The following is a 21,089-nucleotide window of genomic DNA, read 5'->3' as shown; positions in this document are numbered from 1 at the left end:
TGTAAATGCGAGGCATTCGCAGAAGTCAAGCTAGATGCGAGTGATTCTCATTTATGTGCGGAGCACCGCCTTGCCGTCTCCGCGTGGTTGCCACGTTGCCGGACCGGGGCTATCAAACGGGCCTGAACAGGAGTTGCCCATGACTGCGGTCTCGACCGATTTTGCCCAGGCCTTGCGCGATGCGGGGCTGCGCGTGACGCAGCAGCGCATGATCGTGATGTCCGTGCTCATGGAGTCCGAGGACCACCCCAATGCCGACGAGCTCTTTGCCCGCACCAAGGCGATCGACGGCTCGGTCTCCTTTGCCACGGTCTACCGCACGCTTTCGGCGCTGGAGGAGGCGGGGCTGATCCGCAAGCTCAGCTTCGAGCACGAGCCTGCGCGCTTCGAGGTGACGCCGGCCGCCGAGCATGACCACCTCGTCGACGTGGACACCGGCGAGGTGATCGAGATCGAAAGCGCCGAGATCGAGCGGCTGCGGCGCGAGCTGGTCGAGCGGCTGGGCTATGAGATCATCAGCCACAACACGCTGATCCGCGCCCGCAAGAAGCCGCGCTCCTGAACGCTGGCGGCGCCGACGGCTTTCATCTTTCCGCAAATACTCACGGCGCGGCGCGTGACCCTGGTGGCGGCATGAGTATTTTGGGAAAGATGAAGCAAGGGGAGATTTGCTCTGCCGCCGCGCTCGGCTAGTGTCGGGCCATGGATTCGGGGATTGACTGGCATTGGGCGCGTGCGGCGCTGGACTGGCAGCTGGAGCTGGGCGCCGACGAGGCGATCGGCGAGGCGCCGGTAGACCGTTTTGCGCTGGAAGCGGCGGAACAGGCAGCGCGGGCTCAGCCCGCCGCGGCGACGCCCGAGCGCGGGCGGGCGCCCGCACCCATGGCCGAACCGGCCGGGCCGGACCCTGTGCACCTGGCCAAGGACGCCGCGCGGGGCGCGGGCAGCCTCGAGGCTTTGCAGGCGGCGATGGCGGCCTTCGAGCTTTGCGAGCTGAAGCGCGGCGCGCGCAACCTGGTCTTCAGTGACGGGGTGGCGGGCGCGCGGGTAATGATCGTCGGCGAGGCGCCGGGCCGCGAGGAGGACCTGCAGGGCAAGCCCTTCGTCGGGCGCGCCGGGCAACTGCTCGACCGGATGCTGGGCGCAATCGGTCTCAGCCGTGCGGAGTCGGTCTACATCACCAACGTGCTGCCCTGGCGGCCACCGCAGAACCGCGATCCGCGTCCGGAAGAGATCGCGATGATGAGGCCCTTCCTTGCCCGGCACATCGCGCTGGCCGATCCCGACCTTGTGGTGATCATGGGCAATATTTCCTGCGATGCGCTGCTCGGCAAACGCGGGATCACCCGGCTGCGCGGCACCTGGACCGAGGCCGAGGGCCGTCCGGCGCTGCCGATGTTCCACCCTGCCTACCTGCTGCGCCAGCCCGCGATGAAGCGGCAGGCCTGGGCCGACCTGCTGGAGCTGCAGGCCAAGCTGAAGGCGCTGGGGTGAGGCGCGCGCGGGCCGGGCGCAGGGGTGCCGGGGCCGCGATCTGCGCGCTGCTGCTGGCCATGGCGGGCTCGGCGAGCGCTGACGGCTTCATGCCGGATTACACCGCGCTCTTTCGGGATCGGGCTGCCGAGGTCGAGGACCCTGCGCCGGGACTGGAGATCCTCGAGTTGCCGGGGCCGGTGATCCTGACGCGGCGCGACGGGGCAGGGGTACGGGCAGAGGATCAGAGCGGCCACGGGCCCGCGGGCTGCGCGCTGGCGCGGCTGGTCGAGATCACCGCCGCCGTGCAGCTCTGTCCCGACCTTCTGAACATCGCCGAACGTGACCGGCTCGCGACGCTGCTGCTGCGCGCCGCGCGTTTTGCCGCCGAGAACACCTATCCGCCGCTCACCCCGGAGTTGCGTGAGGAGGCGCTGACCGCCGCGCTGGCCAAGGCCCGGCTGGCGCAGGGCGGCACCTGCCCGCAGCCCGAGACCGAGGCCGACTGGGTGCGCTTTGCCCGCAGCCTTGCCACCGACGAGGCGGCCCGGCGCTTTGCCCATATCTTCGCGGTGCCGCGACTGCCGGTGGCGCAGCCCTGCCCGTGAGGCTATGGCTGTCGCAGACACCCCCGTGACCCGAGCCCTGATGGAGCCCGCATGAGCCGCATCGACGAAACCCGAGAGTTCATCCCTGTCCGCATCGCGGTGCTGACCGTGAGCGACACCCGCGGCCTTGACGAGGACCGCTCGGGCGCCACGCTGGTGCAGCGTCTGACCGATGCAGGGCATCTGCTGGCGGATCGCGCAATCGTGAAGGATGACCGGGCTGCCATCTCGGCGCAGCTGCGCGCCTGGATCGCCAGCCCCGAGGTCGACGTGATCATCTCGACCGGCGGCACCGGGCTGACCGGCCGCGACGTGACCGTCGAGGCGCACCGCGACGTCTACGAGAAGGAGATCGAGGCCTTCGGCACGGTCTTCACCATGGTTTCCATGCAGAAAATCGGGACATCCGCAGTCCAGTCGCGAGCCACGGGCGGCGTTGCGGGGGGCACCTACCTCTTTGCGCTGCCCGGCAGCACCGGCGCCTGCAAGGACGCCTGGGACGAGATCCTGCGCTGGCAGCTCGACTACCGCCACATGCCCTGCAACTTCGTCGAGATCTTTCCGCGGCTCGAGGAGCACAAGCGGCGGAAATGATACACTCCCGCGGAGCGTGGTGACGGCTTGGATTGTGCCGGGACGTCGGCATAAGCTGAATGCAGCCAGACAGGAGGGTGCCTCCCTCCCATTTCGCGGGACGATCAAATGCGGTTTCTTCGGCGGAGCCTCGTTGGGCTCTTTCTTCTTTCGCTGACGCTGGGCCTGCTGGCCTGGGCCGGAATCCTGGTGCGGGATGCCGTGCAGGCCTATCTGACCGACACCCCGCGCATCCCGCAGGCTCGCGAGAGGGTGTTCGCCGTCAACGTGGTGCCGGTGCGGCTGGAGACCGTGGCGCCGGTGATGACCGCCTTCGGCGAGATCCAGAGCCGCCGTACGCTCGAGCTGCGCAGCGCCGTCGGCGGCACGCTGATCGACCTTGCGCCCGAGTTCGTCGAGGGCGGGCGGGTCGCGGCGGGCACGCTTCTGGCGCGCATCGATCCGGCTGACATGCAGGCCGAGCTGGAGCGCGCGCAGAGCGCCCTGCACGATGCCGAGGCCGAGCGCCGCGAGGCGATCCGCGCGGTGGAGCTGGAGAAGGACGCGCTCGCCGCCGCCGAGGAACAGGCCGAATTGCGCCAGCGGGCCTACCAGCGGCAGGCCGACCTGCAGAGTCGCGGCGTGGGCACCTCGGCGCTGGTCGAGGAAGCCGAGCTTTCCGCCTCCTCGGCGCGGCAGGCGGTGGTCACGCGGCGACAGGCGCTGGCGCAGGCCGAGGCGCGGGTGGACCAGAGCACCACCTCGCTGACCCGCGCGCATATCGCGCTCGACGAGGCGCAGCGTCGTCTCGACGAGACCGAGATCCGCGCCGGATTCGATGCCCAGCTCGAGGAGGTCTCGGTGGTCGGCGGGCGGCGGGTCTCGGCCAACGAGATGCTGGCGACGCTGGTGGACCCGACGGCGCTGGAGGTGGCCTTCCGCGTGTCGACCCAGCAATACCTGCAGCTGCTCAATGCCTCTGACCGGCCGCGCGAATTGCCGGTGACGGTGACGCTGGACTTCTACGGCGCCTCGGTGAGCAGCTTCGGCACGCTGACCCGCGAGGGTGCGGCGGTTGGCGAGGGCCAGACCGGGCGGCTGCTCTTTGCCGCGCTCGAGACGCCGCGCGGCTTCAAGCCGGGCGATTTCGTCACCGTCACGATCGACGAGTCGCCGCTGGAACAGGTGGCCCTGTTGCCCGCCACCGCACTCGGACCGTCGGGAGACGTGCTGGTGCTGGACGGCGAGGAACGGCTCGAAGCGATCTCGGTCGAGCTGCTGCGCCGGCAGGGGGATTCGGTGATCATCCGAGCACCGGGGCTGGATGGCCGGTTGGTCGTCGCTGAGCGCACGCCGCTGCTGGGGGCAGGGATCAAGGTCCGCCCGCTCGACAAGGCGGCCACGAGCGGGCCCACTGGCCCCGATGTGCAGGCCGAGGCGGCGATGCTGGAGCTGACCGAGGAGCGCCGTGCACGGCTGGTGGCTTTCATCGAGGGCAACGACGGTATGCCCGCCGAGGCCAAGCAGCGGCTGCTGGCGCAGATTTTGGAACCTCGGGTGCCCGCGCAGGTGATCGAGCGGCTCGAAGCGCGGATGGGGGGCTGAGCCGATGCGCCACATCCCCGGTTCCGCGAGCGGCCTGCTGAGCTATTTCACCCGCCACCGGACCGTGGCGAACCTGCTGCTGGTGATCCTGCTTGGCGCCGGTCTTCTGGCTGTGCCCAACATGCGGGCGCAATATTTCCCCGACGTGATCGAGGACGAGATCGACGTGCGCGTCAGCTGGGACGGGGCCGGGGCGCAGGACATCGACAACGCCATCGTGCAGCTCCTTGAGCCGACCTTGCTGGCGGTCGAGGGCGTGGTGGCCACCGAGAGCCTCTCGCGCGAGGGCTCGGCGCGGATCGAGCTGGAGTTCGAGCCCAATTACAACATGGCCAAGGCGCTCGACGACGTGCAGACGGCGGTGGATTCCGTCGATAACCTGCCCGAGCAGGCCGATGATCCGCGGGTGACGTCGGGCGGCTGGCGCGACCGGGTGACCGACGTGGTGATCACCGGGCCGGTGGGGGTGGATCAGCTCGGGCGGTTCGCCGACGAGTTCGTCGTGCGGCTCTTTGCTGAGGGGGTGACCCGAACCACCATCCGCGGCGTCGCCGCGCCGCAGATCATCGTCGAGGTGCCCACCGCCAACCTGCTGGGCTACGACGTCACCATGCAGCAGATCGCGGAGGCGATCTCGGCCGAGGTGGATGCCGCGCCCGCCGGGGACGTGAGCGGCGCCAACGCCCGCGTCCGCGCAGGTGTCGAAAAGCGCGCGCTGCGCGACATCTCGGCCATCGTCCTGCGCTCGGAGCCGGATGGCACCAAGCTCACCGTCGGCGACGTGGCGCTGCTGCGCGAGGAGGGGATCGACCGCGAGCGCGCCTATTTCGTCGGCGAGCACCCGGCGATCTCGGTGCGGGTGGACCGTTCTGCCGACGGCGACGCGATCAAGATCCAGCAGACTGTCGCCGAGGTGGCGCGCGAGTTCCAGTCGGTGCTGCCCGGCGGCACGACGATCGATCTGATCCGCACCCGCGCCGAGGCAATCACCAACCGCCTCGACCTCTTGTTGCACAATGGCCTGTCGGGGCTGGTGCTTGTGGTCGGGCTGCTGTTCCTCTTCCTCAACGCCCGCACGGCGCTCTGGGTGGCGGCGGGGATCCCGACAGCGATGCTGGCCGCGCTGGCGCTGATGTATGCCTCGGGTCTGACGCTCAACATGATCTCGCTTTTCGCGTTGATCATCACGCTGGGGATCGTGGTCGACGATGCCATCGTCGTGGGCGAGCACGCCGACCACCTGCACCGGCGACGCGGCCTGTCGCCGGTCGAGGCGGCCGAGACCGCCGCCCGGCGCATGGCGCTGCCGGTGTTCAGCTCGACGCTGACCACGGTGATCGCCTTCTTCGGGCTGACCGCCATCGGCGGGCGTTTCGGGCAGATGATCTCGGACATCCCCTTCACGGTGATCGTGGTGCTGATCGCCAGCCTGGTGGAATGCTTCCTGATCCTGCCCAACCACATGGCCCATGCCATCGCCAAGTCGACCGAACATCACTGGTACGACTGGCCTTCGCGCATGGTGAACCGCGGCTTCCGCTGGATGCGCGAGACGCTGTTCCGCCCGTTCATGGCCGGGGTGATCGCGGCCCGCTACGTGGTGCTCGCGGGGGCGGTGCTGCTGCTCGCCTCGCAGGCGGCAAGCTTCATCCGCGGCGACGTGGTCTGGCGGTTCTTCAATTCGCCCGAACGGCCCTCGGTGAGCGGCAACTTCGCCATGACGCCCGGTGCCACGCGCGCCGACACGCTGGCGCAGATGCGCGAGATGCAGCGCGCCACCGAGGCGCTCGCCGCCGAGTACGAGGACCGCTACGGCCGCAACCCGCTCGACTACGTGATCGCCGAGATCGGCGGCAATTCGGGGCGCGCGCTGGCCGAGGCCGAGAACAAGGAGGCCGACCAGCTGGGCGCGATCTCGATCGAGCTGATCGATCCCGATTTGCGTCCCTACTCCAGCTACGAGTTCGTCGCCGCGCTGCAGGAACGGGTCGAGCAGATGCCGATGGTCGAGGTGATCAGCTTCCGCGGCTGGCGCTCGGGACCGGGGGGCGATGCGCTCGACGTGCAGTTCTACGGCGCGGATGCCGAGACGCTCAAGCACGCGGCCGAAGACCTGAAAACCGCCGTGCTGCGCTTCCCCGAGGTCTCGGCGGTGGAGGACAACCTGTCCTACGACAAGGACGAGCTGGTGCTCGAGCTGACCCCGCAGGGGCAGGCCCTTGGTCTCACCGTTGATGATCTCGGCGTGGTGCTGCGCCACCGCATCGGCGGCATCGAGGCGGCGACATTCCCGGTGGGCCCGCGCAGCGCCGAGGTGCGGGTCGAGCTGCCGGAGGGCGAGCAGACCGCCGATTTCCTCGAGCGCACGCAAATCCGGACACCCGAGGGTGCCTATGTGCAGCTTGCCGATATCGTTCGCGTCGCGCGGCAGACCGGCTTTTCCACCGTTCGGCGCGAGAACGGCCTGCGCACGGTCTCGGTCACCGGCGACATCTCCGAGGACGATGCCGAACGCGCCGCCGAGATCGTGCAGGCGCTGCAGGACGAGATCCTGCCCGCCATCGCCGCCGAGCGGCAGGTCGAGTACAACCTCTCGGGACTCGCCGAAGACGAGCAGGATTTCCTCTCCGACGCGGGCGCCGGGCTGGTGCTGGTGCTGTTGGGCATCTACCTCGTGCTGGCCTGGGTCTTCGCCAGCTGGACGCGGCCCCTGGTGGTGATGGCGGTGATCCCCTTCGGGCTGGTCGGGGCGATCTACGGCCACGCGCTCTGGGACGTGCCGCTGTCGATGTTCACCGTGGTCGGCCTGCTGGGCATGACCGGCATCATCATCAACGATTCCATCGTGCTGGTGACGCAGATCGACGAATACGCGCCGGACCGGGGCATCTTTCAGGCGATCATCGACGGGGCCTCGGACCGCCTGCGTCCGGTGTTCCTGACCACGGCCACCACCGTTCTGGGGCTCGCGCCGCTGCTCTACGAGCGCAGCTCTGACGCGCAGTTCCTCAAGCCGACGGTGATCACGCTGGTCTACGGGCTGGGCTTTGGCATGCTGCTGGTGCTGCTCGTTGTGCCGGCGCTGCTGGCGGCGCAGCACGATATCGCGCGCCGTATCGCGGCCCTGCGCCGCGGCGCGCGGCACCGCCACGGCGGGGTGCGCGCGCTGGTGCTGGGGCTTGGCGTGCTGGTGCTGGGCTGGCTGGCTGCAACCATGGGCAGCCTGCTGGTGCAGGGGGCGCTGCCGGGCGCGCTGCAGCTGTCCGCGCTGGCGGGGCTGCCGGCAACGGTCGCCGGCTTCCTGCTCTTCGTCGCGGGTGTGGCGCCGCTGCTTGGGCTGGTCTGGGCGTCGGTGCTGGTCCTGGGACTGGTCAGGGGGCGGGCGCGGGCCTAGGGGCAGCCTTGCGGGCCACTGGCGCCATTGGGGCAAGCTGGGAGTGCGCCTCCCGGGCCAGCGGAGAAAGAGGGCCCCAAGTGAACCTGCGCCGACGCAAATCTAACAGCGACGCTTCCCCGCCGCCAAAGTCCGCTTGTGGCTGAACGATCGGGTGCGGCGAGTCCTGCGCTGCTGCGCGGAAAGCCTAGCTTGCGAGGCAGAAGCAGAAGCTGGCTCAGCCGCAGCCTTGGATGTCGACCGCGTGGCTGTCTCCAAGCACCGTGAAGCGCAGCTTCGAGCGATCGAGGGCGAAGGGCTTGCCCTCCATGTGCATCAGCCTGGTTTCGCTGATCAGCGTGTTGCCCTTGCGCTGTGTCCTCGGCTCCGAGGCCCAGAGCTCCGGCTGGCCGGCCTCCACCACGGTTTCCTCGGGGCCGGCAATCGCCGGCATGTCGATCTCGGCGCGCAGCTTCAGTCCACCCTTCGCAGGGCTGACGGTGCAGCGCACGGCGCTGACCCGGGCTTCCTTGGCGGTGAAGGGAGCCTCGGCGAGCGCCGCGGCGATCATCGGATCGACGCTGGTGCTGTCGGGTAGAACGGCGGTCACATGCAGCGTCTGCGGCACGCAGATGTCACTGCACACACCGATCATCATGTTCGCCTCGAGCGTCACCGGTCCGCCGTTGCCGGAGATCCGCAGCGGCAGCACCAGCTCACCCTTGTAGCCCACCGAGCGCGCGCCGGACTGGCGGAAGACATGCGGTGTCGGCCAGAGCGCGGTGACTCGCGCCACGTTGTCCGAACCGCTCCAGTCGAAGACCGGGGGAATTCCGGCATCGCCGGGGGCGCGCCAGTAGGTCTTCCAGCCGGGCGCGAGGCGCAGGTGCAGCGCTGCCATGTGGTCACCGTCGGGCAGGCGCCAGCCGGGGCGCAGTTCGGCTACCACCGGCTCTTCGGCATGGGCGGTGCCGGCGACGAGTGGCGGCAGGCCAAAGGCGCAAAGGCAGGTCAGGACTCTGAAGATATCGCGGATCATGAATTTCAAATGGCGTCTCCCCCCGCTCCTGCCAAGTCACATTGCAGCGAGAGCGCGGTGTTTCAAGCCGGATGTGTGCTTGCACCCTCAGGTCGGGAAGGTCACACTCGGGAGGCAGATCGCAGAAAGGTCCTCATGACGCACAGCCAGATCGCCTCCGGCGCCACCGACCTGACCGGGTCCTTGCTGATCGCCATGCCCGGCATGGGCGACGAACGTTTCGAGCATGCGGTGATCTACCTCTGCGCCCATTCCGACGAAGGGGCGATGGGGCTCATCCTCAACAAGCCCTCGTCGGAAGTGACGCTGGAAGGCCTGTTCGAACAGCTGGGAATCGACGCCGAGCCTGGCTCGGGGCACGAGCCGGTGCATTTCGGCGGACCGGTCGAGATGGGCCGCGGTTTCGTGCTGCACAGCAACGACTACCGCTCGGAGCTGACCACATTGCAGGTGGACGACGGTTTTTCCATGACCGGCACGCTTGATGTGCTCGAACACATCGCGCGGGGCGACGGGCCGGACGACTGGATCGCCATGCTCGGCTATGCCGGCTGGGGACCGGGACAGCTCGAGGGCGAGCTGGCGGAAAATGCCTGGCTGGTCTGCCCGGCCACCCGGGATCTGGTGTTCGGCACGGCCGATGCCGCCAAGTGGGGCGCGGCCCTGGACAGCCTCGGTATCGCGGCGCTGGCGCTCTCGGGCGAGGGCGGTCGGGCCTGAAGCCCTTCAGTTGGCTGGGCCTGAGCTCTGCGGACGGTCGGGCCTGAGCGCCGCGCGGGGTTCATTGTTCTTCAAATATGCCCGCCGGAGGCGTCCGGCATCTGCCAGGCCGCACCGCGCCGTGGGGAAGGCAGGGGTGCGTATATTTGGAAAAATGAAGGCGACCGGCGCGCCGGGTCCGTCTCAGCGCGGCGCGGCGGCGCGGCTGAGGCGGTCGTTGATCGCGATGCCCGCGCCCACATGCGGGATGGGGGCCACGGCAATCACTTCGGCGCCAGCCGCATCGAGCTGGTGCAGGTGGGCAAAGAGATTGGAGGCCGCCTCGTCGAGATCGCCCGCGGGCGAGAGGTTGAGATCGCAATCCACGTCGCCGAAGCCGAGCCGGGCCTCGCCCTCGCGCCATTCGGCGGCATTGAGCCGCATCCGCGCGCGCGGCGCGTAATGCGAGGCGGTCTGGCCGGGAGCGGAGATCGCCTCGCGCTCCTGCCGGCGCATCACCGGGTGGCCGAGCGCCTCGGAGAGCTGCTCGGCGCTGATCCCGCCGGGGCGCAGCAGGGTGGGGCGGCCGGCGAGGCCGAGGATGGTGCTTTCGAGGCCGACCGGGCAGGGGCCGCCGTCGAGCACCGCGGCGATGCGCCCGTCGAGGCTGCTGAGCACGTGGTCGGCGGTGGTCGGGCTGATCCGGCCCGAGCGGTTTGCCGAAGGGCCGGCGAGCGGGCCGCCGAAGGCGGTGAGCAGGTCGCGGGCCAGCGGCGCGGCCGGCAGGCGCACGGCGAGCGTGCTGAGCCCGGCGGTGACGCGATCGGAAATGCCCGCGTCCTCGCGGATCGGCAGTACCAGCGTCAGCGGGCCCGGCCAGAAGGCCTGGGCGATGTTCTCCGCCGTGCCGGACCAATGCACCAGCTCCTTGGCGTGCTCGATGCTGGGCACGTGAACGATCAGCGGATTGAAGCTGGGACGGCCCTTGGCCTCATAGATCGCCGCCACCGCAGCGTCGTCGCGCGCATCGGCACCGAGCCCGTAGACCGTCTCTGTCGGAAAGGCGACGAGCTTGCCATCGCGCAGCAGATCGGCGGCGCGGGCGATGCCGGCCGCATCGGCGGGCAGGCGCAGGGTGGAGGTGTCGGGCATCGGGCTTTCCGTGACGCTGCGTTCCGTTTGGTCAGGGGCGAGCCATGGTCTTAGGGTCGCACCGAAATCGTGGGATCCTCCCTACCCGAGGGGACCCGCCTTGCCAACCAGGATCGGAGGACCTGCCATGCCATATCGCGCGCCCGTCGCTGAAATGACCTTCCTGCTCAAGGAGGTGGTCGGCTTTGACGAGGTCAGCGCGACGCCGCGATACGCCGAGGCGAGCGACGACATGGTGCAGGCCGTGCTGGGCGAAGCCGGGCGGCTTTGCGACGAGGTGCTGGCGCCGCTGAACCGCGCGGGCGACCTGCAGGGCGCGGTGCTGGAGAACGGCGTGCTGCGCAGCTCGCCGGGCTTTGCCGAGGGCTATGCCGCGCTTGCCGAGGGCGGCTGGGTCGCCGTCTCTGCCGACCCCGAGCACGGCGGCATGGGGCTGCCGGTGGCGGTGGGCACCGCAGTGAACGAGATGATGGCCGGGGCCTGCCTCGCGCTGCAGCTCAACCCGCTGCTGACGCAGGGCCAGATCGAGGCGCTGGAGCATCACGCCAGCGAGGAGATCAAGGCGCTCTACCTGCCCAAGCTGATCTCGGGCGAATGGTCCGGCACGATGAACCTGACCGAGCCGCAGGCGGGATCGGACGTGGGCGCGCTGACCAGCAAGGCCTCGCCCAATGGCGATGGCACCTACGCGGTGACCGGGCAGAAGATCTTCATCTCCTGGGGCGATTGCGACTTCGTCGGGAACGTCTGCCACCTCGTGCTGGCGCGTCTGCCCGACGCACCCGCCGGAACCAAGGGGATCAGCCTGTTCCTCGTGCCCAAGTACATTCCAGACGGCGGTGGCGCGCCGGGGGTGGCCAATGACCTCAAGGTGGTGAGTCTCGAGCACAAGATGGGCCTGCATGGCTCGCCGACCTGCGTGATGAGCTTCGATGGCGCGACGGGCTGGCTGATCGGCGAGGAAGGCGACGGCATGCGCGCGATGTTCACCATGATGAACAACGCCCGGCTCGGCGTCGGCGGGCAGGGCATCGGCGCCGCCGAGGGCGCCTATCAGCACGCGCTGGAGTATGCCATGGAGCGCAAGCAGGGCCGGTCGCCGGACGGCACCATTGTCGGCCACGCCGACGTGCGGCGGATGCTGGCAGGGATGAAGGCGGACATCCTCGCGGCGCGCGCGATCGCGCTGAGCTGCGCCGTCGCCATCGACATGGGCCGCGCCACCGACGAGGCCGAGTGGATCGCCCGCGCGGCCTTCCTGACGCCGATCGCCAAGGCCTTTGGCACCGATGTCGGTTGCGAGGCGGCCGAGGCGGGCGTGCAGGTCTGGGGCGGCATGGGCTACATCGAGGAAAGCGGTGCCGCGCAATACTACCGCGATGTGCGGGTGACGGCGATCTACGAGGGCACCAACGGCATCCAGGCGATGGACCTCGTGGGGCGCAAGCTGATGGACGGCGGCGAGGCGGCGGGGCGGCTGCTCGACGAGATCGAGGCGCAGGCCGAGGCAGCCAAGGCAACCGCTCCCGAGCTTGCCGGCGCGGTCTGGGAGGCCGCGGAGAGCCTGCGCGAGGCCACCGAGGCGTTGGTCGCCCGGCCCATGCCGGAGCGCTTCGGGGTGGCAGTGCCTTACCTGCGCGCCTTTGCCCGCGTGCTCGGGGGGCATTTCCATCTGCGCGCGGCCATGGCAGACCCTTCGGGAGCCCACGCGCGTCTCGCGCGCTTCTACATCACGAGGCTCCTGCCCGAACATGCCGGCCTGCTGGCCCATGTCGCGCGGGGCGACGCCGAGCTGATGGCCATCACTGCCGAGGACCTTGCCGCCTGATGAAGCCTGCCCTGCATTACCCGTTCGACACGCCCCCGGCCTGGGGCGAGGCCCTCGAAGTTGCCGAGGGGGTGCTGTGGATGCGCCTGCCGCTGCCGATGAAGCTCGACCACGTCAACGTCTACGCGCTGGACGATGGCGATGGTTGGACGCTGATCGACACCGGCATGCACACGCCGCGGGCGCTGCGGGTCTGGGAAACGCTGCTGGCCGGGCCGCTGGCGGGCAAGCCTGTGCGGCGGGTGGTGGTGACCCACCACCACCCCGATCACGTCGGCCTCGCGGGCTGGTTCCAGCAACAGGGGGCGGAGCTGCTGACCACGCGCACCGCCTGGCTGTTCTCGCGCATGCTGCAGCTCGACGCGCAGGACGCGCCGCCGCCCGAGCAGGTGACCTACTGGCAGCGCTGCGGCATGGAGCCGCGAGTGCTGGAGCGGCGACGGACGGAGCGGCCCTTCAATTTCGCCGATTGCGTCTGGCCGATGCCGCTCGGCTTCACCCGGCTGCAGCAGGACGACGTGCTGCGCATGGGCGGGCGCGACTGGGAGGTGCATATCGGCAATGGCCATGCCCCCGAGCATGCGACCTTCTGGTCGCAGGACGACGATCTCGTGCTGGCGGGGGACCAGATCCTGTCGACCATCAGCTCCAACCTCGGGGTCTATGCGACCGAGCCCGAGGCCGATCCGGTGGGCGATTGGCTCGAGGCCTGCGAGCGTCTCGGCGCGATGGCGCGCGAGGAGCATTTCGTGCTGGGTGGGCACAAGCTGCCGTTCACCGGATTGCCATTCCGCATGCGCCAGCTGATCGACAACCACCATGGCGCGCTGGAGCGGCTGGAGGCGCATCTGGACACGCCCAAGAGCGCCGGGGACTGCTTTGCGCCGCTGTTCAAGCGCACGATCGGCGATGCGGAATACGGGCTGGCGCTGGTCGAGGCCATGGCGCATTGCCAGCATCTCTACGTTGAGGGACGCGCGACGCGGACGCTTGGCGAGGACGGGGCCTGGCTGTGGCAGGCGGTGCGGGGCTGATCCATCACGCCGCAGCTGCGCGGGCTCAAGAACAGGTGACAGCTGGTGCAGAATCCGCTAAGCCTCTGGGCGGAGAAGAAACGCCCGAGGGATGGACGGACACATGGCAGACTACAAGCCCGGCAGCATGGATATCACCGCGCAGGAGCAGACCTTTCACGGCTTCATCAAGTGGGTCATCCGCACGGTTTACGTGATCATCGCGGTGCTGCTGTTCCTGGCGATCTTCAACTCCTGATCCCGCGGGGTCTAGGGAGGAGAATTTCAGCCACGGCCGGGCGGCGGAGGAGCCGCCCGCTGACCAAAGAGGGTCGGCTTTCATGTTCCATCGCGCCACGTTCCTGGCCGGTCTCGCAGCGCTTGCGCTGGCGGGATGCACCCCGTCGATGCATTATCCCAACGCCACCCCCGAGCAGGTGGCGGCGGCGCGCTACGTTGACAGTGGTCCGACCAAGCTGACGCTTTACACGATGATCAGCAACCGCTCGGAGGCCGGCGCGCATTCGAGCCTGATGATCAGCGCGCCCTCGCAGCGGGTGGTCTTCGACCCGGCGGGCTCGGTACGGGCGAGCAACGTGCCGGAAGTGGATGACGTGCTTTACGGCGTGACGCCCGAGGTCGCGGAGTTCTACGCGCGGGCCCATGCGCGCGAGACCTATCGCGTGCGCATCCAGAGCATCGAAGTGCCCCCCGAGGTCGCCGAGCAGGCGCTGCGCGCGGCGCAGGCCTATGGCCCGGTGTCGCAGAGCTTCTGCACCCAGGCGACATCCTCGGTGCTCAGCCAGCTGCCGGGATTCGAGGGCATCCACCGGACCTGGTTCCCGAGGAGCCTTGCCGACCAGCTGGCGCAGATGCCCGGGGTGACCGAGCAGGTGCTGCGCGAGCAGGATTCCGATGACAAGCAACTGGCGGTCGCGGCCTTCGAGCAGAGCGCCGCCGCGGACGATCAGCCCAGCAGGTAACCGCCCGCGACCATCGCCACTGCGCCGCTGAGGATCGCCAGGATCACGTTCTTGGTCAGCAGGCCGACGCCCAGCGTCGCCGCCGTGGCGAGCAGCCGCAGCGGGTCGGTCTGACCACCGGTGGCGGCGGGCCAGGCCACAAGCGGTGCGACAAGCGCGGGCATCATTGCCACGGCGGTGTAGCGCAGGTGCCGGGTCAGCCATTCCGGCAGGGGACGGTCGCCGACCAGCCCGAGGAAGAGGAAGCGCAGCGCGAAGCTGCCCAGTCCCAGCCCGAGGATCACCAGCCAGAGGTCTCCGCGATCAATCATTTCTGCATCCTCCGTTCGGTCTCGGCCCCGGCAGCCATGCCGAGGGTCGCGGCGCAGAGCACCCCGAGGTTGTAGGGCAGGAAGGCCAGCAGCAGCGTGGCCAGCGTGGCGACCAGCGCTGCCACCACATGCGCGCCGGTACGCAGCGCCGGGGCGATCATCGCGAGAAAGGCGATGGGCAGCGCGAAGTCGAGGCCGAAGTCGGCGGGCACCGCCTCGCCCAGCCAGGCACCGAGCAGGGTGAAGGCATACCAAGGCGGGCAGATCGGCGTCATCGCGCCCATGAAAAAGGCGAATTTCTGCGCCAGCGTCTTCTCGGGGTGCTTCTCGAACTCCAGTGCCGAGGCGGCATAGGTCTGGTCGACGAGGAAGTAGGCGCTCAGCGCGCGTTTCCACAGCGGCAGGCCGCCCAAGTGCGGGGTGATGGCGGCGGAATACATCGCCATGCGCAGGTTCACCGCCAGCGCCGAGGCAAGCACGATCAGCGTCGGCACATGATCCTGCAGCATCTGCAGCGAGACGAATTGCGCGGCGCCGGCGATCACCACGACCGAGAAGCTCAGCGTTTCGAAGACAGTCAGCCCGGCCTCGGTGGCCAGCACGCCGAACAGCGTGCCGAAGGGCGCGATCACCAGCAGGAAGGGCAGCCCGGCCTGGAAGCCCTGCCAGTAATTGGAACTCGGGGTCGGCACGGGGGTCTCCTTGGCGCGATCAACCGGGCAAGGCGTAGCCAAGGGCGCGGGGAGATGCAATCGCGTGCAGCGCTGCTTGTCCGGCGCTGACGGGATGCGTGGCGCGCGGCGGGAGGGGGGTAGGGGGGTAGGGGCGCTGCCCCTCATGGCCTGCGGCCATTTCACCCCGGCGTATTTTGAAAGAGAAGAAGCCCTGACGTCAGTCGAAGGCGCCGGCGACGCGGCCGAGAAGCATGAAGGCGCGGGCGGTGCGGGTGTTCGAGAGCTCGGCAATCTCGGTATCCGAGGCGTGTTCGGCGAAACGCACGAACGCTCGGTCATAGAGGCGCAGGAAGTGGTGCACCGCGTCGCGGAAGATGGCGTCCTGCTTCATCCGCCCCGAGCTCAGTGCCAGCGAGGAGCGGTCGCGCACGCCCCCGAGCGCCGCAACGGCGCGCCCGCGGGTGCCCTTGGCGAACTCGCGCCAGACCTCGGGGCGGGCGAGGTCGGGCTGCAGGTCGTCCATGTAGATGCCTTCCTGCGACAGCAGCGTGAGCACGTCCTGCGAGGCCTGGATCAACTGCGCCGCCGGCCGGTCCTTCAGGGCGCGGCGCAGCGCGGCGAACCCCTCGAGGTCCTCGGCGGTGTCGGGGAAGTTCAGCGCGCGGATGAAATCGGCATTGCCGAGTGGCGGCTCGAGCGCCTCGGCTGGGGTGCCGAGAGACAGCGCCGGCTGGTCTTCGGCCTGCGGCTGCGCGGCGGCGGGCGCGGCCCCCTGCGCCTCGAGAGCGGCCTGCGCGGCGCGGGTTGAGCCGAGCATGGCCAGCGTTGTCTCGATCTTGCGCTGCGCCGCCGCGATCTCGTCGAGCTTGCGGGCGAGGGTGCTGGCCGAGGGGTCGTTCCGCCCGGTCTGCGCCTGGGTCAGGTAGGACTTGCGGATCGCCTCGATCGCCGTCTGCAACCGCTGGCTCTCCTCGCGCATCACGCGCGACGCGCGGGCGGTCAGCGCCGCCACCCAGATCATCGCCACCGGCAGGAACACCACCATGACCGCGAGCACGAATCCCAGCCCACCGGGCACGGCGGTGCCCAGGGTGAACACATAGCCGCCTGACAGCACGAGCCAGAAGAGGCTGGCCGCCAAGGCGGCGATCTCGATGCCGCTCATGCGGCGCTTCTCGCCCTGGTCATACATGCCGAGCGGGGCGGAGCGGCTGTCGTTGCTGTCTGCCATGATGCGGCGCGACCCTTACCTGTGGTGCGTTACTTGTAGGCGATCGTGAGGATCTCGTAGCTCTTCTCGCCGCCGGGAGTGCGCACCTCGACGCTGTCGCCTTCCTCCTTGCCAATCAGGGCGCGGGCGATCGGCGACTTGATGTTGAGCAGGCCCTTCTCGATGTTGGCCTCGTGCTCGCCGACGATCTGCCAGGTCTTCTCCTCGTCGGTGTCCTCGTCGACCACCGTGACCGTCGCGCCGAATTTCACCGAGCCGGACAATTTCGCGGGATCGATCACCTCGGCCAGCGAGATCACGCCTTCGATCTCCTTGATCCGGCCCTCGATGAAGCTCTGCTTCTCACGCGCGGAGTGGTACTCGGCGTTCTCCGACAGGTCGCCGTGCTCGCGTGCCTCGGCGATGGCCTTGATGATGGCCGGACGCTCGACGGACTTGAGCGTTTTCAATTCGGTCTCGAGCGCGGTGAAGCCCGCGCGGGTCATCAGGATTTTTTCCATAGAGTCTTTCCGCAACTGTCCCGGGGCCTGTGCCCGGCCCCTTTGTGTTTGCCGTCTAAAACCATGAGTGGTCAGTTCTGGCAAGAGTGGGCATTGTCCCGCGCTTTGGCAAGGGCGGGCTGTGCGTGCAGGGCAGGGGCGGATGTGCGGCGCTCCGCCGGATAAGATTCATCGCCTGTCCACTATTATTTTCCGAAGGTCGCGACAGGCACCTTTTATGCCGCGTTTCGATTGACCTGTGCTGCGCTGCCGCGCTACGCCAATGCGCAAGATAATTACAGCAAACAGCCAGCGGAGGACCGGCATGGCCGAGATCGAGCGCGAGTCGATGGAATATGATGTGGTGATCGTGGGGGCGGGGCCTGCGGGGCTCTCGGCCGCGATCCGGCTGAAGCAGCTCGACGCGGATCTGAACGTGGTGGTGCTCGAGAAGGGCTCCGAGGTGGGTGCGCACATCCTGTCGGGTGCGGTTCTGGACCCCTGCGGTCTCGATGCGCTGATCCCCGACTGGAAGGAAAAGGGCGCGCCGGTCACCGTGCCCGTCAAGGAAGACAAGTTCTACCTTCTCGGCGAGGCTGGCAAGGTCACCATCCCGCACTGGCCGATGCCGAAATTCATGTCGAACCACGGCAACTACATCGTCTCCATGGGCAACGTCTGCCGCTGGATGGCGGAGCAGGCCGAGGCGCTCGGGGTCGAGATCTTCCCGGGCATGGCCTGCTCGGAGCTGGTCTACGGCGACAATGGCGAGATCCGCGGCGTCGTCGCCGGCGAGTTCGGCAAGGAGGCCGACGGCACCCCGGGCCCGGGCTACGAGCCGGGCATGGAGCTGCTTGGCAAATATGTCTTCCTGTCGGAGGGCGTGCGCGGCTCGCTGTCGAAGGAAGTGATCGAGAAGTACAACCTCTCCGACGGTCACTGCCCGCAGAAGTTCGGCCTCGGGATGAAGGAGATCTGGGAGATCGATCCCGCCAAGCACAGCGAGGGCCGGGTCGAGCACACCATGGGCTGGCCGCTGGGCGGCAATGCCGGGGGCGGGGCCTTCATCTACCACCTCGACAACAACCAGGTCTACGTCGGCTTCGTGGTGCACCTGAACTACCGCAACCCGCACCTCTATCCCTACATGGAGTTCCAGCGCTTCAAGCATCACCCGCACGTCGCTGCGCTGCTCGAGGGCGGCAAGCGCGTCGCCTATGGCGCGCGGGCGATCTCGGAGGGCGGTTTCCAGTCGATGCCGAAGATGGTCGCGCCCGGCGTGGCGCTGCTCGGCTGTTCGGTGGGCATGGTCAACGTGCCGCGCATCAAGGGCAACCACAACGCCATGCTCTCGGGCAAGGCGGCGGCAGAGGCGGCCTATGAGGCGATCCAGGCCGGGCGCGCCTCGGACGAGCTCTCGGCCTACGAGAGCGAAGTGCGCGAGGGCGCTATTGGCAAGGACCTGTGGAAGGTGCGCAACGTCAAGCCGCTCTGGTCGAAGACCGGCCTGCTGGGCTCGCTGGCCCTCGGCGGCTTCGACATGTGGACCAACAGCTTCGGCTTCTCGCTTTTCGGCACGGTCAAGCACGGCAAGACCGACGCGGCCTCGACCGAGCTTGCGGCAGGGCACCAGCCGATCGACTACCCCAAGCCCGATGGCAAGCTGAGCTTCGACCGGCTGACCAACGTCAGCTTCTCCTTCACCAACCACGAGGAGAGCCAGCCGGCGCATCTGAAGCTCAAGGACAAGCGGGTGCCGGTGCTCGACAACCTGCCGAAATACGCAGGTCCCGCGCAACGCTACTGTCCGGCGGGGGTCTACGAGTTCGTCGAGACCGAGGGCAAGACGGAGTTTGTGATCAATTTCCAGAACTGCGTGCACTGCAAGACCTGCGACATCAAGGATCCCTCGCAGAACATAAACTGGACGGTGCCACAGGGCGGAGACGGCCCGAACTACCCCAATATGTGAGACGGTTTGCCTTCTTGACCCAACGACATGCCCCGGCCAAGCGCCGGGGCAAAATTTTTCGAGATCCGGCTCTTGCGCCCGGTCGCGACTTTCCTGTAGAGCGGTCCGCGGAGAGGTGGCCGAGTGGTCGAAGGCGCACGCCTGGAAAGTGTGTAGGCGGGGAACCGTCTCGAGGGTTCGAATCCCTTCCTCTCCGCCATTTTCACGCATAAGTGCATGAAAGAATTGGCAAAAACGACTGCTCCCGCGAAGTCGTCTACCTAAAGCACCCCAAAAGCGTTAGAGCATAAATCGGCACCTGCCGATCCGGGCTTGTTGCTAGCCACCGACAGGCGCGCCCCTTCCGATCGCCTAAAATAACGCGATTCAGGGGCGGCGGAGTAGGACACTTCAGCGCGCGCTGCCGGATCGGCCATGTCGCTATCTCCGACTCACGCCGTCGTGCAGCCTGCTCGGAGCCGGGTGAGTGTCAGGTCTCGCGCTCGGGTACGACCGCAGGCATTGGCCCATAGCCTTCGGCTTCGCGCACCTCGTTGACGGTGAGCACGCCATACCTGAGCGCCACGTCCCACGACTTGAAGCGCGTCTCCGCGTCGCCTCGGAGGATGCCGGACAAGTCGACCTCGATGCTCATGCGCTCGATCTCGTCGTCGGAGAATAGGGCCCGCGCCATCTCTGCCTCGAGCCGCCTCGCCCAAGTCGAAAGGGTCGATTGAGCGAAGTGGACGCGCAGATGTGCGACGTTGGTCAGGGTCGCGCCCTGCATCGAGCCGATAAGCGGCGTCGGCACCGCGAAAACACGGGCGATCTCTTCGACCGTGAACCGGCGGGAGTCGAGCGCCTCGGCGCTTTCTGCCGATTGAATCTCGACACCCTCGAATTTCAATCCTTCCTCAAGAAGCACGCCTTTGCCCTTGCCGCTCCCTCCGATCAGACCTTCGAACTGGCGCTTGAGGCGCGCCGCAGCACCCTCGGAGATGCTCTTCTCGTGCATGAGCACGTAGGCGGGCTTGGTCAGGTTCTTCCAAAGCGCTCGGCTCGTCGCGTCGATCTCGACGGCTGCTTCGGACGCCGCGCGCGCACGCGCCAAGGGCGCAACCCCGATCAAGCCGTCGTCGGTCGGGCATCGGAGGTGAAGCACCTCATGCGGCAAGAGACGCACGGTTTGGCCGCGCGGGGCGAAGAGCCCGTCGCCGGAGCACACGTAGATGATCCGCCCGGCGTCGCTCACCTCGACCGAGACGCCGCGCCAAGGGATCGGCAGAAAGTCGACCACGACGCCACGACCGTCGGACTCAATCTTCGCAAGCCCGTTGCCGTAGGTCAGGGCCTGCCGCACGAGCCAGCTTACGAACCCCGGGAAGGTGAGGCGCCCGCCAGCGACGCCACGCCTCGTCAGGCGCAAGAATGGGTGGCCTGCCACCTCGACGCGCCCGGCCTCGCCTTCCTGGTAGACGCGGAAGGGAAGCGCGGACAAGCTGTCAGAGATCAGCCCGATTGCTGCCTCGGAAGCGGCGAGCGCCTCGGGCCTGTGCCTGTAGCCGTCGCCTTGCGCGAGCCACGTCGCGCCGAGGGCGGCGAGACTCATGTTCGAGCGGGTCTCAGGCGAGGTCCGGCGAAAGAGATCAGCGAAGGCTGAATAGCCCTGTGTATCGTGGACGCCTTCTTCGCTAATTTTGAGGCAAGGAGGCCATGATGAGCAGCAGCAAGTTGAGCGATGAGTTCAAGCGGGACGCGGTCGCGCAGATCACCGAGCGGGGCTACCCGGTCAGGGAAGTGTCGGAGTGTTTGGGGGGCAGCGCGTATTCGCTCTACGCCTGGAAGAAGAAGTTCGCGAAGGCGTCCTCGGGAGAGGCGGAGGAGGACGCCGAGATCCGGCGTCTGAAGAAGGAGCTGGCGCGGGTCTCGGAGGAGCGCGACATCCTAAAAAAGGGCGAGGCTTGTCCGCCGTTGGTTCGAGGACAATGCCGAGCGCGTATTTCGCCAGGGATGCAAAGTGAGTGGAGCCATTGAGGCGCCATTGGTTCGAGCCCAATGGCGACGGCGTTCGTGGCCGAGCATCGCGGGCAGTTCTCC

General features: G+C 68.2%; 19 protein-coding genes, 1 tRNA gene and 1 pseudogene. 14 read left to right on the top strand and 7 right to left on the bottom strand.

Annotation, left to right across the window (positions count from 1 at the left end):
* The first annotated feature begins 139 nt into the window (after positions 1-139).
* The 6 genes from BM397_RS27450 (at position 140) to BM397_RS27425 (ending at position 7,653) form a co-directional block, all read left to right on the top strand.
* Positions 140-562 (top strand): Fur family transcriptional regulator, encoded by a 423-nt coding sequence (locus BM397_RS27450; protein WP_092431036.1) that lies wholly within the window; start codon positions 140-142, stop codon positions 560-562.
* Positions 563-702: 140 nt separating this feature from the next.
* Positions 703-1,494, top strand: a complete 792-nt coding sequence (locus tag BM397_RS27445; protein ID WP_092431035.1) for a uracil-DNA glycosylase — start codon at positions 703-705, stop codon at positions 1,492-1,494.
* On the top strand, positions 1,491-2,081 hold the full coding sequence (locus BM397_RS27440) for a hypothetical protein (protein ID WP_245696263.1): 591 nt from the start codon (positions 1,491-1,493) through the stop codon (positions 2,079-2,081). The genes BM397_RS27445 and BM397_RS27440 overlap by 4 nt, the downstream gene beginning before the upstream one ends.
* Before the next feature lie 51 nt (positions 2,082-2,132).
* Positions 2,133-2,675 (top strand): molybdenum cofactor biosynthesis protein B, encoded by a 543-nt coding sequence (moaB, locus tag BM397_RS27435; RefSeq protein WP_092431034.1) that lies wholly within the window; start codon positions 2,133-2,135, stop codon positions 2,673-2,675.
* A gap of 108 nt (positions 2,676-2,783) precedes the next feature.
* The gene (locus tag BM397_RS27430) at positions 2,784-4,259 is read left to right on the top strand and encodes an efflux RND transporter periplasmic adaptor subunit (RefSeq protein WP_092431033.1); all 1,476 of its coding nucleotides are present in this window, start codon (positions 2,784-2,786) and stop codon (positions 4,257-4,259) included.
* 4 nt (positions 4,260-4,263) lie between these two features.
* The gene (locus tag BM397_RS27425; RefSeq protein WP_092431031.1) at positions 4,264-7,653 is read left to right on the top strand and encodes an efflux RND transporter permease subunit; all 3,390 of its coding nucleotides are present in this window, start codon (positions 4,264-4,266) and stop codon (positions 7,651-7,653) included.
* Between the two features lie 217 nt (positions 7,654-7,870).
* Here the strand turns inward: BM397_RS27425 and BM397_RS27420 are convergent, their stop codons facing one another.
* Positions 7,871-8,671: a protein-disulfide reductase DsbD domain-containing protein gene (locus BM397_RS27420; RefSeq protein ID WP_092431090.1), complete on the bottom strand. Its 801-nt coding sequence runs from the start codon at positions 8,669-8,671 to the stop codon at positions 7,871-7,873.
* Positions 8,672-8,806: 135 nt separating this feature from the next.
* On the opposite strand from BM397_RS27420, the gene BM397_RS27415 reads away from it, so the two are divergent.
* Positions 8,807-9,391: a YqgE/AlgH family protein gene (locus BM397_RS27415; RefSeq protein ID WP_092431030.1), complete on the top strand. Its 585-nt coding sequence runs from the start codon at positions 8,807-8,809 to the stop codon at positions 9,389-9,391.
* Positions 9,392-9,574: 183 nt separating this feature from the next.
* On the opposite strand, the gene BM397_RS27410 is transcribed toward BM397_RS27415, so the two are convergent.
* Positions 9,575-10,522: an L-threonylcarbamoyladenylate synthase gene (locus tag BM397_RS27410; RefSeq protein WP_092431029.1), complete on the bottom strand. Its 948-nt coding sequence runs from the start codon at positions 10,520-10,522 to the stop codon at positions 9,575-9,577.
* 127 nt (positions 10,523-10,649) lie between these two features.
* Between BM397_RS27410 and BM397_RS27405 the strand changes: the two genes are divergently transcribed.
* The 4 genes from BM397_RS27405 to BM397_RS27390 all read left to right on the top strand — a co-directional run bounded on the left by BM397_RS27405 (position 10,650) and on the right by BM397_RS27390 (position 14,346).
* Positions 10,650-12,350, top strand: coding sequence for an acyl-CoA dehydrogenase (locus BM397_RS27405; RefSeq protein ID WP_092431027.1), 1,701 nt, complete (start codon positions 10,650-10,652; stop codon positions 12,348-12,350).
* Entirely contained in the window at positions 12,350-13,384 is a 1,035-nt protein-coding gene (locus BM397_RS27400) for an MBL fold metallo-hydrolase (RefSeq protein WP_092431026.1), read from the top strand. The genes BM397_RS27405 and BM397_RS27400 overlap by 1 nt, the downstream gene beginning before the upstream one ends.
* A gap of 103 nt (positions 13,385-13,487) precedes the next feature.
* Positions 13,488-13,622 carry an aa3-type cytochrome c oxidase subunit IV gene (locus tag BM397_RS27395; protein WP_092431089.1) on the top strand — a complete coding sequence of 45 codons (135 nt, stop codon included), beginning with the start codon at positions 13,488-13,490 and terminating at the stop codon, positions 13,620-13,622.
* Between the two features lie 82 nt (positions 13,623-13,704).
* A complete protein-coding gene (locus tag BM397_RS27390; protein WP_176806964.1) occupies positions 13,705-14,346 on the top strand; it encodes a hypothetical protein in 642 nt (213 codons plus the stop codon).
* On the opposite strand, the gene BM397_RS27385 is transcribed toward BM397_RS27390, so the two are convergent.
* From BM397_RS27385 to greA, 4 genes are all read right to left on the bottom strand, one after another.
* Entirely contained in the window at positions 14,331-14,657 is a 327-nt protein-coding gene (locus tag BM397_RS27385) for an AzlD domain-containing protein (protein WP_092431025.1), read from the bottom strand. The genes BM397_RS27390 and BM397_RS27385 overlap by 16 nt on opposite strands.
* A complete protein-coding gene (locus tag BM397_RS27380; protein WP_245696262.1) occupies positions 14,654-15,349 on the bottom strand; it encodes an AzlC family ABC transporter permease in 696 nt (231 codons plus the stop codon). The genes BM397_RS27385 and BM397_RS27380 overlap by 4 nt, the downstream gene beginning before the upstream one ends.
* 199 nt (positions 15,350-15,548) lie before the next feature.
* The gene (locus BM397_RS27375; protein ID WP_092431022.1) at positions 15,549-16,562 is read right to left on the bottom strand and encodes a hypothetical protein; all 1,014 of its coding nucleotides are present in this window, start codon (positions 16,560-16,562) and stop codon (positions 15,549-15,551) included.
* 29 nt (positions 16,563-16,591) lie between these two features.
* The gene (gene greA, locus BM397_RS27370) at positions 16,592-17,062 is read right to left on the bottom strand and encodes a transcription elongation factor GreA (RefSeq protein WP_092431021.1); all 471 of its coding nucleotides are present in this window, start codon (positions 17,060-17,062) and stop codon (positions 16,592-16,594) included.
* A gap of 304 nt (positions 17,063-17,366) precedes the next feature.
* On the opposite strand from greA, the gene BM397_RS27365 reads away from it, so the two are divergent.
* Both BM397_RS27365 and BM397_RS27360 read left to right on the top strand, forming a co-directional pair.
* The gene (locus tag BM397_RS27365; RefSeq protein ID WP_092431020.1) at positions 17,367-19,013 is read left to right on the top strand and encodes an electron transfer flavoprotein-ubiquinone oxidoreductase; all 1,647 of its coding nucleotides are present in this window, start codon (positions 17,367-17,369) and stop codon (positions 19,011-19,013) included.
* Positions 19,014-19,122: 109 nt separating this feature from the next.
* A tRNA-Ser gene (locus tag BM397_RS27360) sits at positions 19,123-19,212 on the top strand.
* Between the two features lie 270 nt (positions 19,213-19,482).
* Here BM397_RS27360 and BM397_RS27355 read toward each other — a convergent pair.
* Positions 19,483-20,601: a phage portal protein gene (locus tag BM397_RS27355; RefSeq protein WP_092431019.1), complete on the bottom strand. Its 1,119-nt coding sequence runs from the start codon at positions 20,599-20,601 to the stop codon at positions 19,483-19,485.
* A gap of 104 nt (positions 20,602-20,705) precedes the next feature.
* Here BM397_RS27355 and BM397_RS27350 point away from each other — a divergent pair.
* Positions 20,706-21,089, top strand: a pseudogene (locus BM397_RS27350) (transposase); the annotation flags it as partial.

This window comes from Alloyangia pacifica (assembly GCF_900116195.1).
Taxonomy (GTDB): Bacteria; Pseudomonadota; Alphaproteobacteria; order Rhodobacterales; family Rhodobacteraceae; genus Salipiger; species Salipiger pacificus.
The sequence above is the reverse complement of the archived record's forward strand: the minus strand, read 5'-3'. Positions and strand labels throughout refer to the sequence as shown.